This is a genomic window from Nonomuraea sp. NPDC049607, from assembly GCF_040675375.1.
In the GTDB taxonomy this organism is placed as follows: domain Bacteria; phylum Actinomycetota; class Actinomycetes; order Streptosporangiales; family Streptosporangiaceae; genus Nonomuraea.
Genome location: NZ_JBFAOV010000007.1, coordinates 23032 through 36418, shown reverse-complemented (window position 1 = coordinate 36418; position 13387 = coordinate 23032). Strand labels below are relative to the sequence as shown.

The 13387-nt window shown below is 72.8% G+C and carries 13 protein-coding genes and 1 tRNA gene; 7 read left to right on the top strand and 7 right to left on the bottom strand.

The annotated features are described in order from the left end of the window. Window positions 1-32: 32 nt before the first annotated feature. From AB0J97_RS15990 to AB0J97_RS15980, 3 genes are all read left to right on the top strand, one after another. Window positions 33-1703 carry a molybdopterin-dependent oxidoreductase gene (locus AB0J97_RS15990; protein WP_364088893.1) on the top strand — a complete coding sequence of 557 codons (1671 nt, stop codon included), beginning with the start codon at window positions 33-35 and terminating at the stop codon, window positions 1701-1703. 119 nt (window positions 1704-1822) lie between these two features. Then, window positions 1823-3391, top strand: a complete 1569-nt coding sequence (locus tag AB0J97_RS15985; protein ID WP_364088890.1) for a toxin glutamine deamidase domain-containing protein — start codon at window positions 1823-1825, stop codon at window positions 3389-3391. Beyond that, window positions 3388-3657, top strand: coding sequence for a hypothetical protein (locus AB0J97_RS15980; RefSeq protein WP_357695232.1), 270 nt, complete (start codon window positions 3388-3390; stop codon window positions 3655-3657). Before AB0J97_RS15985 ends, AB0J97_RS15980 begins: the two co-directional genes overlap by 4 nt. A 265-nt stretch (window positions 3658-3922) precedes the next feature. On the opposite strand, the gene AB0J97_RS15975 is transcribed toward AB0J97_RS15980, so the two are convergent. From AB0J97_RS15975 to bcp, 6 genes are all read right to left on the bottom strand, one after another. Further along, on the bottom strand, window positions 3923-6412 hold the full coding sequence (locus tag AB0J97_RS15975) for an FtsX-like permease family protein (protein ID WP_364088886.1): 2490 nt from the start codon (window positions 6410-6412) through the stop codon (window positions 3923-3925). Between the two features lies 1 nt (window position 6413). After that, complete coding sequence (locus AB0J97_RS15970; RefSeq protein ID WP_364088883.1) at window positions 6414-7166, bottom strand: ABC transporter ATP-binding protein; 753 nt, start codon at window positions 7164-7166, stop codon at window positions 6414-6416. Window positions 7167-7273: 107 nt separating this feature from the next. Next, entirely contained in the window at window positions 7274-7924 is a 651-nt protein-coding gene (locus tag AB0J97_RS15965) for a response regulator transcription factor (RefSeq protein ID WP_357695238.1), read from the bottom strand. Then, complete coding sequence (locus tag AB0J97_RS15960; protein WP_357695240.1) at window positions 7924-9048, bottom strand: sensor histidine kinase; 1125 nt, start codon at window positions 9046-9048, stop codon at window positions 7924-7926. Before AB0J97_RS15960 ends, AB0J97_RS15965 begins: the two co-directional genes overlap by 1 nt. Before the next feature lie 296 nt (window positions 9049-9344). Further along, window positions 9345-9427: transfer RNA gene (locus tag AB0J97_RS15955), tRNA-Leu, on the bottom strand. A 104-nt stretch (window positions 9428-9531) separates the two neighbouring features. After that, entirely contained in the window at window positions 9532-10005 is a 474-nt protein-coding gene (gene bcp / locus AB0J97_RS15950) for a thioredoxin-dependent thiol peroxidase (protein WP_352350148.1), read from the bottom strand. Window positions 10006-10156: 151 nt separating this feature from the next. Here bcp and AB0J97_RS15945 point away from each other — a divergent pair, with 151 nt between their 5' ends. Continuing rightward, window positions 10157-10489 carry a DUF3618 domain-containing protein gene (locus AB0J97_RS15945; RefSeq protein WP_357695242.1) on the top strand — a complete coding sequence of 111 codons (333 nt, stop codon included), beginning with the start codon at window positions 10157-10159 and terminating at the stop codon, window positions 10487-10489. Between the two features lie 37 nt (window positions 10490-10526). Here the strand turns inward: AB0J97_RS15945 and AB0J97_RS15940 are convergent, their stop codons facing one another. Next, complete coding sequence (locus AB0J97_RS15940; protein ID WP_364088876.1) at window positions 10527-11720, bottom strand: amino acid deaminase/aldolase; 1194 nt, start codon at window positions 11718-11720, stop codon at window positions 10527-10529. Window positions 11721-11932: 212 nt separating this feature from the next. Here AB0J97_RS15940 and AB0J97_RS15935 point away from each other — a divergent pair, with 212 nt between their 5' ends. From AB0J97_RS15935 to AB0J97_RS15925, 3 genes are all read left to right on the top strand, one after another. Next, entirely contained in the window at window positions 11933-12511 is a 579-nt protein-coding gene (locus tag AB0J97_RS15935; protein WP_357695245.1) for a DUF6286 domain-containing protein, read from the top strand. Next, a complete protein-coding gene (locus AB0J97_RS15930; RefSeq protein ID WP_364088872.1) occupies window positions 12511-13023 on the top strand; it encodes a hypothetical protein in 513 nt (170 codons plus the stop codon). The genes AB0J97_RS15935 and AB0J97_RS15930 overlap by 1 nt, the downstream gene beginning before the upstream one ends. A 206-nt stretch (window positions 13024-13229) precedes the next feature. Next, a complete protein-coding gene (locus tag AB0J97_RS15925; RefSeq protein WP_364088869.1) occupies window positions 13230-13367 on the top strand; it encodes a hypothetical protein in 138 nt (45 codons plus the stop codon). The last annotated feature ends 20 nt before the right edge of the window (window positions 13368-13387 follow it).

The following is a 13387-nucleotide window of genomic DNA, read 5'->3' as shown; positions in this document are numbered from 1 at the left end:
CCTCCTGACCGCGGGCGACGTAACGTCGTACCGTGCAGAAGAACGAGACGGTACCCGCCTGGGCCGGCGCCCTGGCGGGGCTGACGGCGGGCGCGCTGGCGCTCGGGATCGCGCAGCTCGTCGCCGGGTTCGCGGGGCCTGAGACCTTTCCGGTGGTGGCGGTGGGGGACGCCGCCGTCGATCTGACGCCCGCGCCGGTCAAGGATTTCGCGATCAACACGTTCGGGGAGAACGACAAGACCGTCCTCGTCGGGGGCGTGCTGGTGGTGCTCGCCGGGATCGCGGCCGTCATCGGGGTGCTGGCACGGCGGCGGCTCCTGTATGGGTATGTCGGGCTGGCCGGGTTCGGGGTGGTGGGTGCCGTCGCGGTGCTCACCCGTCCGGGCGCGGGCGCGGTTGACGTGCTGCCGACGGTGGTGGGGGTCGTGTGCGGGGGGCTGGCCCTGGGGTGGCTGCTCCGGCGCGCCGGTGGCGGGCTCGCCGTTCCGGCTTCCGGGACGGTTCCGGCTCCTGAGCCCGGTGCGGCTGCGCGGCCCGAGGTCTCCGGCGCTGAGGGGGAGGAGGTCGGGGGCGGCGAGCGGGTCGTGGAGCGGCCGGCCGTGATGCGGGCCGGGGGTGCCACGGTGGTGGAGCGCGGTTTCGACCGGCGGCGGCTGATCACCGGGGTGGCGGGCGGGATCGTGGTGGCCGGGGCGGCCGCCGTGCTGGGGCGGCAGCTCGGCGGGCGGCGGGAGCTGGACACAGTGCGGGGCAACCTGGCACTGCCCACGCCCGCGAGGCCCGCCCCACCACTCCCGGCCGGTACAGACTTCCACATCCCCGGCCTGTCATCCTTCACCACGAAAAATCAGGACTTCTATCGGGTTGATACGGCCCTCGTCGTCCCTCAGGTGGACCCGCGTGCCTGGACGCTTCGCATCCACGGCATGGTGGACAAGCCGGTCGAGCTCACCTACGCCGAACTGCTGAACCTGCCGCTCACCGAGGCCGACATCACCCTGACCTGCGTCTCGAACGAGGTGGGCGGCCCGTACGTCGGCAACGCCCGCTGGCTGGGCGTACGCATGGCGGACGTGCTGCGCCGGGCCGGGCTCCAGCCGGGTGCCGACATGCTGCTGTCCACGTCGGAGGACGGCTTCACCTGCGGCACCCCCGTGGACGTCGTGATGGACGGCCGCGAGGCGCTCTTCGCCGTCGCCATGAACGGCGAGGCGCTCCCCTTCGAGCACGGTTTCCCGGTACGCCAGGTCGTGCCCGGTCTGTACGGCTACGTGTCGGCCACCAAGTGGGTGGTGGACGTCAAGGTGACCAGGTTCGACCGGGACGAGGCGTACTGGACGCCGCGCGGTTGGGCCGCCAAGGCGCCGATCAAGACGCAGTCGCGCATCGACGTACCGAAGACCGGGGACTCTCTGAAGGCCGGTCGCACGGCGATCGCCGGGGTGGCGTGGGCGCAGCACACCGGGGTGGAGGCCGTCGAGGTGCGGGTCGACGGCGGCGAGTGGCGGCAGGCGCGGCTGGCCGCCGTGCCGGGGCCGGACACCTGGCGGCAGTGGGCGCTCGACTGGGACGCCACCCCCGGGCAGCACACGATCGAGGCGCGGACGACGGACGCGGCGGGACGTACCCAGACCGAGCGCCAGGCGCCCCCCGCCCCCGACGGCGCCACCGGATGGCCGGCGGTGACGGTCCAGGTGGCCTGATTCGCGGACGTTTGCGCAGGTAAAGCCGACGGCCCGAACGGATAATCTTCCCCACTTCACCCTCCGGGACGCGACGACCGCTCTACGATCGGTCGTCCAAGCAGGACAGGAGGCAGGACGTGTTCCGCGAACGCAAGTCGAGCGTCCGAGGGGTCCTTCCGGAGGGGCAGTACAACCCGGTGGTGGGGGAGGGGATCCGGTGGCTCGACTACGAACGTGCCGCCGAGGACGTCCCCGGCGACACGCCCGCCACCACCGAGTTCCCCTCCTCCCGTGAGGGCTCGGCCCCGTTAGCGCCCTGCCCCTTCCGCGCCGGCCACAGCCCCGCGGAGGGACCCACCCCACCGCCCGGCCTCCCCGAGCCGCCTCCCTCCCACCCGGCCCCCGCCCGAGCACCGGGCACGCCCTCCACGTCGGACGCGGCCTCTGCTCGCGGCGTGACCCCGGCTTGGGAGCCGGCCTCCCCTGGTGACCTGACCTCCACCTCGGACGAGGCTGTGGATTCCGACCTGACCACGGCGTCGGACATGGGCTCCGCCCCCGGCGTGGCCTCGGCGCTGGACGTGCTCACCGGCCTCGCCACCCGTCCAGGGCCACCGCCCGGCCCGTCCCGCACTGAGACGCCGTACGGCCTGACGTTCAGCCTGGACGCCCTGAACCGCCTCGCCGCACGTCCGAAGGCACACCCCGGCCCCGCGAACGGCCTGACGCCGGACCTCGACGGGCTGACCGCCTTGAGCGGCGCTGAGGCGATCATCCCACAGGCCCCCGCCGACGTGCCGACCATCGGGGACGCGCGAACCAGCGTTGAGGTGCGTGGGGATCGTCGGCCGGGAGCCGATGCCCGGGAAGCCGGGCCGGGTGGGGACGCGGCAACGGGGGCCGGGCCGCATCGGGGTGAGCCGGGGGCGGCGACGCCGCGGGGGTTCGGAGCGGCCGTCAGCGGGATGCGGCGGTTGGATCTCGGAAGCAGTGATCGGCTGGCGGGTTCCGGAGGTACGGGACGTACGGGGGATGGGCGGCATCCGCTGGAGGTCCGGACCGATCGGGCGAGGAACAAGGCCGGCGCGGACTGGTTCGAGGGGGAGCGGAGGCCGCCGAGACTGGTCGAGTCCCGTCCGTACGGTCTGCCGGGCGGCCTGGCACAGCCGGACCCGCAGGTCGAGCGGGATCTGAGGCAGGCGCTGGAGTCCGGGGCCAGGTTCCCCGACCCGCGCGGCACCTGGGTCAGGCTGATCAACGGCGGCGGCCCGGCGGACGACCCGTTCCGGGCCTCCAACGCCGCCGACTGCGCCCTGGCCGTGTTGTCCACCTGGCACGGCGAGCCCGCCACCGCCGCCCCCCGGCTCCCCGAGTACGACCGGATCGGCCGGCCGCTGCTCACCGGCGAGCAAGGGGGAGCGGCCAGGATCGAGCGGTGGACCGGCCAGAAGTTCCAGTACGCGGGCCAGGGCCGGCACGCCTATCCCATGGTCGCGCGTCGGCTGCTGGAGGCGGGGCACGGTGCCGGCGCGGTCATCGTGGTGCGCTGGCCCGGCGGCGGCTCGCACGTCTGGAACGCGGTCAACTCCGGCAGCGAGGTGATCTGGATCGACGCCCAGCGGGGGCACATGTCGGTCGAGCCGCCGTACGCGACGGTGACGGGGGTGTTCTGCATGATCCTCGATCGGCAGGGACGGCCGCGATGAACATGGACCAGGCCAGGGCGCTGGCGGAGGAGTACTTCAACGGGACCCGCCCGCCGGACGAGCCGCTGTCGGTGGGCCTGTACGGCTTCCATGACGGGTATGTCGCTTGGGTCCGGGAGCTCGACCCCGACGATCCCACCACCCTGCCGGACACGGTCGGCGGGGCCTGCATCGTGATCGACAAGGCGTCGGGAGAGGTCGTCGTCCGGCCCCTGCTCGACCCCGAAACCGTCGCCGAACTCTGGCCCGGCCGCACCCCACGCTGACCCCGGAAAGGCAGGGGTCGGGGGCGGGGCAGCGCCCGGAAAGGCGAGGGTAGAGGGGGCGGGCGACGGCGGGCGACGCCCCGGAAGGTCGGGCGCCGTCCCCCCATGAGGCGCGCGAGGTCGGGCGCCGCCCCCATGAGGCGCCCGACCCGTTGGCATGGGCGTGGCCGCGCGGGCCTCCCACGACACCCGCCCTGGGAGGCCCGCGCTGCCCCTGCGCGTACCCTCTATCCTGATTTTTCGCTTTTATTCGGTTTTATCGGGATCACCCCGTGGCCAACGACCCCACGATCGACGCCCGGGCCGCGCGCCGCGCCGGCACCACGGCGGCCAGCACGCCCGCCAGCCCCGACAGCACCACGAACAGCGCGATCTGTCCGAGCGGCGCGGAGAAGACCGCCCCGGGCAACATCGCCTGGACCGCGGCCCAGCCGAACACGGCGCCGAGCACCACGCCGACCAGCGCCCCGATCAGGCCGAGCATCGCGGCCTCGACCGAGAGCATCCGCCGCAGCTGCGGCCGGGTCAGCCCGAGCGCCCGCAGCAGCGCCGACTCCCTGGTGCGCTCGTGCACCGACAACGACAGGGTGTTGGCGATGCCGAGCAGCGAGATCAGGATCGCCAGCCCGAGCAGCCCGGTGACGATCATGAGCAGCATGTCCAGGGTCTCGTCGAACTGACCGCGTACCTCGGTCGAGCTCGCCATCTGGACGGTGGGATATGGCGCGATCGCGGCCCTGACCACCTGCCGGGCCTGGTCGGCCGCCACGCCGTCGCGAATGTTGATCATCACGCGGGAGTCCGGCACCCGGTCGTAGTAGGTGTCGAACGGCCGCTCGGCGACGGTGAGCGGCGGCAGGGTGGAGTTCGTCCCGGCGAGGACGGCCACGACCTTCAGCGGCACCGACCCGGCCCGCTGGGTTCTGACCGTGACCGTGTCGCCGACCTTGACGCCCAGGGCGGAGGCCGCGTGGTCGAGCAGCGCGACCTGCCCGGCCGACAGGCCCGCCATCGAGCCGGAGAGCACCTCGGGGGTGACGGTCCCGTGGTAGGTGCCGATGTCGAAGCGCCGGTCGCCCACCTTGCCGGGGGTCTCGCGGATCTGCAGCACCGAGGCCAGCTCCGGCCGGCCGCGCAGCTTCTCGGCCACCGACCGGGGCACCCCGCTGTCCTGCACCTGGCCGGCCAGCATGTAGTCGACGGGGAACTGCTCGTCGAGCTTGTTCCAGACGGTCAGCCGGGTGGAGGCGCTGAGCACCGAGATCAGCGTCATCAGCGTGACGCCGATGGTGAGCGCCACCGTGGTGGTCGCGGCACGCCGCGGGTTGCGGGCCGAGTTGTCCAGCGCCAGGCGTCCGGGCACGCCGAACAGCTTGGCCGGGACCCAGCCCACCACCGCGCTCAGCGGCCTGACCAGCATCGGCCCGAGGATCAGCACGGCCAGGAAGACCAGCGCGCCGCCGGCCATCACGACGAACAGCGTGCCCGGCTCGCCCGCCGGCAGCGCCGCCACGCCGAACGCGGTCGTACCGGCCCCGGCCAGCAGGAACAGCCCGGCGAACACCCAGCGCAGCAGGCCGGTGCGGAAGTCCTGCTCCTCCGGCTGGGCGCGCAGCGCCGCGACCGGCGGCACGCGGGTGGCCGCCCGCGCGGGCAGCAGGGCCGCGAACATGGTGACCAGCAGGCCGACGGCCAGGCCGATCCCGATGGTGGCCGGGGTCAGCGCGACCGCCGCGTCCGTGGGCATGGGGGCGTCGAACGCGGCCAGCAGCGTCAGGGCGAGCACGGCCAGCCCGTACCCGGCGAGCAGGCCGAGCGCGGAGGCGAGCAGCCCGACCACGGACGACTCCAGCACGATCGAGCCGAACACCTGCCCGCGCGTCGCGCCGATGCAGCGCAGCAGCGCCATCTCCCGGGTGCGCTGTGCGACGAGGATGGTGAAGGTGTTGTAGATGACCAGTGCGGCCACCATCATCGCCACGGCCCCGAACAGCAGCAGGCCGACGGTCAGCGTGCGCATCGACAGCCCGGCCGAGGCCGCCAGGTCGTCGGCCAGCTCCGCGCCGGACTTGACCTCGTACGCGTTGCCGAGCGCCGCCGCGACGGCCTGCTTCAGCCCGGGGCCCGAGCCGGCGACGTCGATCTCGCGGTAGCCCTTCGCGCCGGTCATGTGCTGGGCCGTGGCCGCGGTGAAGCCCACCGCGCCGGTGAAGGAGAGCTCCTGGTCCACGCCGGGGTCGAGCAGGCCGACCAGCCGGAACTGCTGCGGGGCCTGCCTGCGGTCGAGCACGGTGATCGTGTCGCCGAGCCGCAGGCCCTGCGACTTGGCGGTGTTCTTGTCCAGCACGGCCGCCTGGTCGTCGCTGCCGGGGCCGGTGCCCGCGACGATCGAGGTGCGGTCCAGCGGGCCGGGGACGATGGACAGGGCCGTGGTCGGGCTGCTGCCGACCGCCCTGCCATCCTTGCCGAGCAGCGGCGCGGGGTCGCGGATCAGGCCCTGCGCCTCGGTCACGCCGGCGAGGGCGCGCACCCGTTCGAGGGCCTTCTCCGGCAGGACGCCGTCGCGCTCCTTGGGCAGGACGGCCACGTCCACCTTGTCGGCGTCGGCGGTGACGCGCTGGGAGAAGCCCGCCTGGATGGTGTCGTTCAGCACGAACGTGCCCGCGATGAAGCCCACGCCCAGCGTGATCGCCAGCGAGGTGAGCAGCAGCCTGAGCTTGTGCGCGCGCAGCCCGGCCAGCGCCGTCTTCAGCACCTCAGCCCTCCAGCTTCATGAGCGTGTCGAGGACCGCCTGCGGCGACGGCGAACCGATCTCGGTGACCAGCTCGCCGTCGCGCAGGAACACCACCCGGTCGGCGTACGCCGCCGCGACCGGGTCGTGCGTGACCATGACGATGGTCTGGCCCAGCTCGCGGACCGAGGTGCGCAGGAAGGAGAGGATCTCCGAGCCGCTGCGCGAGTCGAGGTTGCCCGTGGGCTCGTCGGCGAAGATCACCTGCGGCTTGCTGATCAGGGCCCGCGCGACGGCCACGCGCTGCTGCTGGCCGCCGGACAGCTCCGTCGGCCGGTGCCCGAGGCGGTCGCGCAGGCCGACGGTGTCGATGACCCGGGCGAACAGCTCCTCGTCCGCCTGCCGGGCGGAGATGTCCAGGGGCAGCCTGATGTTCTGCTCGGCGGTCAGCGTGGGCAGCAGGTTGAACGCCTGGAAGATGAAGCCGATCCGCTCCCGGCGCAGCAGCGTGAGCTGCCGGTCGGCCAGGCCGGTCAGCTCCACGTCGCCGATGTGCACCGTGCCCGAGCTGGCGGTGTCGAGGCCGGCCAGGCAGTGCATGAGCGTCGACTTGCCGGAACCGGACGGGCCCATGATCGCCGTGAAGGCGCCGGTCGCGAAGGCCACGTCCACGCCGCGAAGGGCGTGGACCTGGGCGTCGCCCTGGCCGTACACCTTGGTCAGGGCCTTGGCCACCACCGCGGGCGGGGCCGCGCGCCGGGAATCGGTGAGGGTCACTTTCACTCCTTGTCGCAATTTCTCGTCGCGACCAACGCTAGGAGTGGAAAGTTCAGGATTTGTGGGCCCTGAGGAGGGACTTCGTGTAGGACCTCAGACGACCCCCGTCAGCCTTTCGGCCGATGCGAGGGGACGACGAGCCCCGCCTCGTACGCGTACACGACCACCTGGGCCCGGTCGCGCAGCCCCAGTTTGGCCAGCACCCGGCCCAGATGCGTCTTCACGGTGGCCTCGGCGACCTCAAGGCGGTTCGCGATCTCCATGTTGGACAGGCCGCGGGCCACCATGAGCAGCACCTCCCGCTCGCGCGGGGTCAGCTCGGTCGCCGCGGGCAGCTCCTCCACCGGCAACTGGGCGGCGAACCGGTCCAGCATCCTGCGCAGCGTGCGCGGCGAGACCACCGCGTCGCCCGCGTGCACCTGCCTGATGGCGTTGACCAGGTCGGCGGGCGGCACGTCCTTCAGCAGGAACCCGGCCGCGCCCGCCTTGATCGCGGCCAGGGCGTACTCGTCGAGGTCGAACGTGGTCAGGATGAGCACCTTCGGCCCGTCGATGTGCCTGGTGGCCTCGACGCCGTCCATGCGCGGCATGCGGACGTCCATCAGCACGACGTCCACCTCGACGCGTTCCAGCAGCTCCAGGGCCGCCACGCCGTCGCCGGCCTCGGCCACCACGTCGATGTCCGGCTGGGCGCCGAGCACCATCCTGAACCCGGCCCGCAGCAGTTCCTGGTCGTCGACCAGCATGACCCTGATCATCACGCCGCCCTCGCCGTCGGGAGCCGGGCCAGCACCTCGAAGCCGCCGCCGGTCAGGGGGCCCGCCGAGACCGCGCCGCCGTACATGCCGACGCGTTCGCGCATGCCGATCAGGCCGTGGCCGTCTGGGCTGCGCGGCGCGGCGGCGCCCCGGCCGTCGTCGGTCACCCGGACGACCAGCTCCGGGCCGCCGTAGTCGATCTCGACCCGCGCATGGACGTGCGGGCCGCCGTGCTTGAGCGCGTTCGTCAGCGCCTCCTGGACGATGCGGTAGACGGCCAGCTGCTGCCCCTCGGGAAGCTCGCCGGGCACGCCGCCGATGCGCAGGCTGGCCGGGACGCCGGCGCCGCGCACCAGGTCTTCGAGCTGTCCCAGGCCGGGTTGCGGGGTGTAGTCGGTGTCGTCGTCCTCGCTCTCGCGCAGCACGCCCACCATCCTGCGCATCTCGGCCAGGGCCGCCCGCCCGGTCTTGGAGATGTTCCGTACGGCCAGCCGGGCCTGCTCGGGGTCTCTGTCGAGGGCGAAGCCGGCGCCGTCGGCCTGCACCACCATCACGCTGACGTTGTGGGCCACCACGTCGTGCAGCTCCCTGGCGATCCTGGTCCGCTCGGCCGCCGCGGCCATCCTGGCCTGCTGGTCGCGTTCGCGCTCGGCGCGTTCCGCGCGTTCCTCCAGCCCTTCGAGGTAGCGACGGCGGGTGTTGGCGTACAGGCCGGCGAGCCAGATGGTGATGACGAAGATCGAGCCGCTGAAGAACATGCCGAAGGTCGTCGCGGACCAGTTCACCAGCGCCAGGAAGATCCCCAGCTCGGCCACCAGCCCGGCCGCCAGGGCCCACCGGAAGGGGCGCTCGGAGGCGACCGTCCAGAGCGCGACCATGACCGCGAGGTTGGCGGGCAACGGGTCGATGTGGGCCAGCCACTGCCCGAAGGAGATCAGCGTGATCGCCGCGTACGCCTCCAGCGGCCTGCGCCGCCACAGCAGCGGCGCCAGCAGCAGCACCGAGAGCGCCACGTAGCCCGGCACGCCCAGGTACCTGCTGCCCTCCACCGGGGTGAGCGAGGCGTAGGGAATCGCCAGGAGCAAGCTGAAGACGGCGAGGGGGGCGACCCGAAGGACGCTCACCAGCCCGCCATGGCGCGTCGACCACGCCCGTACCCTGCCGAACACATCATCACGATATGTAAGCCCCGCCCGGGGTTTGTCCGCCTCAAGGGGGAAGTCGTCGTACGACCCAGGTCTTACATGGGTCTTACGGGGGACACGGCATGGTGGTTCATGGGAGCGCCCCTCGCGGGCGGTAAAGGGAGATCGTGATGGCGGATCATGATCGAGACGCGGGTCGCGCGGTGAAGAGGAAGCACCGCGCGACCCGGCCTCCCGGGCAGCGCGACCTTCTGAGCCATCGCCGCTGGTGCGTGTGCGGGCGGGGGGACTCGAACCCCCACAGTGTCTCCACCAACAGGACCTAAACCTGCCGCGTATGCCATTTCGCCACGCCCGCGATCCCGCCGAGGCGGGCTGGGAACAGCTTAGCGCTCCGGCCGTCGCCGGGCAGCCGTCCGCGACGACCGCGGGCCCCTTGCGCGCGGGGCCCGCGGGACGGTCTCAGGCCAGGCCGAGCTTCTTCTTGAGCGAGGCCACGTGCCCGGTGGCCTTCACGTTGTAGAGCGCCTGCTCGATCTTCCCGTCGGCGTCGATCACGAACGTCGAGCGGATCACGCCGATCATCTCCTTGCCGTAGAGCTTCTTCGGGCCGTACGCGCCGTACGCCTGGTGGACGGCCAGCTCGGGGTCCGACAGCAAGGGGAAGGTCAGGGCGTCGCGGGCGACGAACTTGGCCAGCTTCTCGGGCTTGTCCTTCGACACGCCGAGGACGACGAAACCCTCGCCGGTCAGCTGGCTCAGGTTGTCGCGGAAGTCGCAGGCCTGCTTGGTGCAGCCGGGCGTCATCGCGGCGGGGTAGAAATAGAGGATCACCCTCTTGCCGCGAAGGCTGTCGAGGGAGACGGTGCCGCCGTCGGCGGTGGGTAGCGTGAACTCGGGCGCGGCGTCGCCGGGCGCGAGCTTGGTCTCTGTCATGGGCCCTCCTGAGTTCTCCCGGCAAACCTACCGGCCTGGCCGCTGTGCCGTACGGCACGCCGACCTGACAGACTGATCACGACCAGAACGGACGGAGCTCGCGACGGACCGCGTAGCGGGCGCGACCACGCGTACGGTCGGAAGGAGAGCCATGGCTGACACCGATCCAGACGAGTTGGAGCGGCGGATCGCGCGCACGCGCGCGGAGTTGGCGCAGACGGTCGACGCCATCGCCGACCGGGTGAGCCCCAAGCGGGTCGCCGAGCGTACGGTCGCCGATGTCAAGACCAGGGCGGGCCACTTCGTGGCGTCCGTGGGGGACGCCCTCGGGGTGACCGCCCGCCCGGTCGACTACGGCGACAAGCCCGAAGGGGTGTGGGACGACGAACAGCCCAACCTGGCGCCGGTGCTCATCGGCGTCGGCGCGGTGCTGGTCGTCGGCGCGGCGATCGTCCTGTTCCGGCGCAGGCGCCGCCGGCGCTGACGTCCGGGGCGGGGCCGGGGACGGGCCGGGGACGGGGTCAGAGGAACGTCCTGCCCTCGCCCCGGTACGTGGGCACCGACTCGGTCACGGTGTCGCCGTCCACGAGGTGGAGGGTGTCGAAGCGCTCGCACATCTCGCCCGCCTTGGCGTGCCTGAACCACACCCGGTCCCCGACCCGCAGCTCCTGGGCCGCCTGGCCCAGCAGCGGGGTCTGCACCTCGCCCGCGCCCTCGTCCTGCGCGTACCGCAGGCCGGCGGGCAGGTACGGCTGAGGCAGGCGGCTCGGCCCGGGAGGGCCTGAGGCGAGGTAGCCCCCGCCCAGCACCGTCACCGTGTCCGGCCCCGGGCGGCGGACGACCGGCAGCGCGAACAGGGCCGCCGGACGGCCGCTGAAACGCCGGTAGAAGTCGAACAGCCGCGGGTGGAAGAAGCCCGAGCCGGCGGCGACCTCGGTGACCGCCTTCTCCCTGACCGTCGTCTCGATCGAGCCGGTGCCGCCGCCGTTGACGAACTCCAGGTCGGCGATCTGGCGTACGGCGTGCACGATGCGGCCGCGGCGGACGATCAGCTCGCGGGCCGAGCGGGCCTGCATGAGCCGTACGACGCGGGCGAAGGCGGCGTTGCCCGGCGGGTCGTCGCCGACCCCGGCGATCTGCGCCTCGTAGGCCATGACGCCCACCAGCCGGAGCCCGGGACGCTTGGCGATGGCCGTGGCCAGGTCGGCGGCCTGGTGGGGCTCGCGTACGGGGGAGCGGAGCGCGCCGGCCCGGAACTTGCCGCCGAGCGCGACGTAGCCGGCGTCCACGTCGAGGGAGAGCCGCAGCTCGGCCCTGGGGTGCGCGCCGGACACGGCCTTCTCGACGAAGTCGAGCTGCTCGCGGGAGTCGACGGTGATCGCGATCTCGGCGGCGGCCCGCGGGTCGGCGGCCAGGGCGGCGAGCGCGTGCCGGTCGGCCGTCGGGTAGGCGACCAGGATGTCGGTGAAGCCCTGCCCGGCCAGCCAGAGGGCCTCGGGGAGGGTGAAGGCCATGATGCCGCGGAAGCCGTCCATGGCCAGGATGCGTTCGAGGACGGCGCGGCTGCGCACGGACTTGCTGGCCACCCGGATCGGCTTGCCCGCGGCGCGGCGTACCAGGTCGGCCGCATTGGCCCGCATGGCCGCCAGGTCGAGGATCGCGAAGGGCGGTTCGAGCGCCGCGGTGGCGCGGTCGTAGCGCTGGCGGTCATCCATGGCAGCAGGGTAACGGCATATCGGGCGAATGAATATGAGGGGGGTTCATATTCATTGGCGGCCCGGTGCGGCATGGGCGGGGGCCCGGACGGCCGGGGAGGTTCACATTCCTTGGTGCGGCCGTAATGATCGGGCAAATGGGCGGCGAGGGCGCGGACGCGGGCCCGGCGGACCCATGTACGTCTGTCGTTGTGATGACCACGCTTCAGCAGATGGTGCCCGCAGCCATCACCGCCCAGCACACCGGGCTGCGCAGGGCGAGAAGGGCGCTCAGACCGGCCCGTACGCTGCCGGGCGCCCTCGTCGCCCTCTTCCTGGCCGCCGTGCTCGGCGCGACGACCGCCGAGGTCGTGACGTCGCTGCTCGGCAAGCCGCTCGGCTGGGTCCCGGTGAACGAGGCGATCGAGCTGGCCGGCGCGCGGACGTGGCCGCAGGTCTCCTTCGCCGCGCTGCTCACCGCCGGGGCCGGGCTGCTGATGTTGCTGCTCGCGATCGTGCCGGGACGTTCCAGGACGGTCCCGGTCGAGACGTCCGACCCGCTGATCGTCATCGGCATCACCCGCGCCGGGCTGCGCCGGACCCTGCGCTCGGCCGCCCAGAAGGTCAACGGGGTGGAGCGGGCCCGCGTACGGCTGCGCCGGCGCACCATCGAGGTCACCGTCGTGACCGGGCCGGAGAGCTCCGGCACGATGCTCCGGCAGGTCGGCACGGCGGTCGGCGACCGGCTGGCCGGCGTCGGCACCCTCGGCACCGGCGAGGTCGTCGTCCGGCTGCGCAGGAAGGGCGTGTGATGCGGCAGTACACGGGCAATCGCGTCGGCCTGGCCCTGGTCGGGCTCACCCTGCTCGGCGCGGGCGGCTACGGCTGGCTGCGCTCCAAGGGACTGCTCTTCGACCTGCCGCGCAACGCCAAGGTCCTGCCCGCCGAGTTCGCCCGTACGCTGGCGGCCGACCCCTGGACGTTGTGGCTGCTGGCCTTCGCCCTGCTGATCCTGTCCATGCTCGCGGTGCGCTGGCTGGTGCTCAGCCTGGGCTGGGGCCGCCGGGGCGCGGCCAGCGGCACCGGTACGGCCATGTTGTGCGTGGGCCTCAAAGGCGTGGACGGCCTGGGCCGGGCGGGCGTACGGGCCGCCGACAACGGCCTGCGCGTCGCCCTGACCTGCCCCTCCGACGCGGACGTCGGCGCGGTGGTGACCAAGCTCGACCAGGACATCGTCGGCCGCATCCGCCGCGAGGTACGCGACGACGAGACGCCGGCGGTCGTCCGCGTCCACGTCCGCCGCCAACCGGCCGAGCGCCGCTGACCACTCAGCCGGCTGCTCGTCCTTGCGGGAAAAGCTCGTCCCTGCAGAAAAAGAAGGCGCGGACCCGCGCCTTCGTCGTCGAATCCGATCGGGAGGTCGTCATTCACCGCATCATCGGCGCTTTCGCCGCCGCAGCTCTCGTACTCGCCCTCGGCGCGCCCGCCGCCCACGCGGAATCTGCCGACGGCTTCCCGCTGATCCCCTGCATGACCGGGGCGGACGGCCAGATGCACTGCGTGGGCGAACACCTGCCCGGCCTGCTGGCCCAGGCCCTCAGCCCCACGTTCGGCCTGATCTGCGTGAACGGGCACACCACCACGGTGATCTGCCGCTCGTCCGCCTGAGACACGGTTGGAGACAGGCC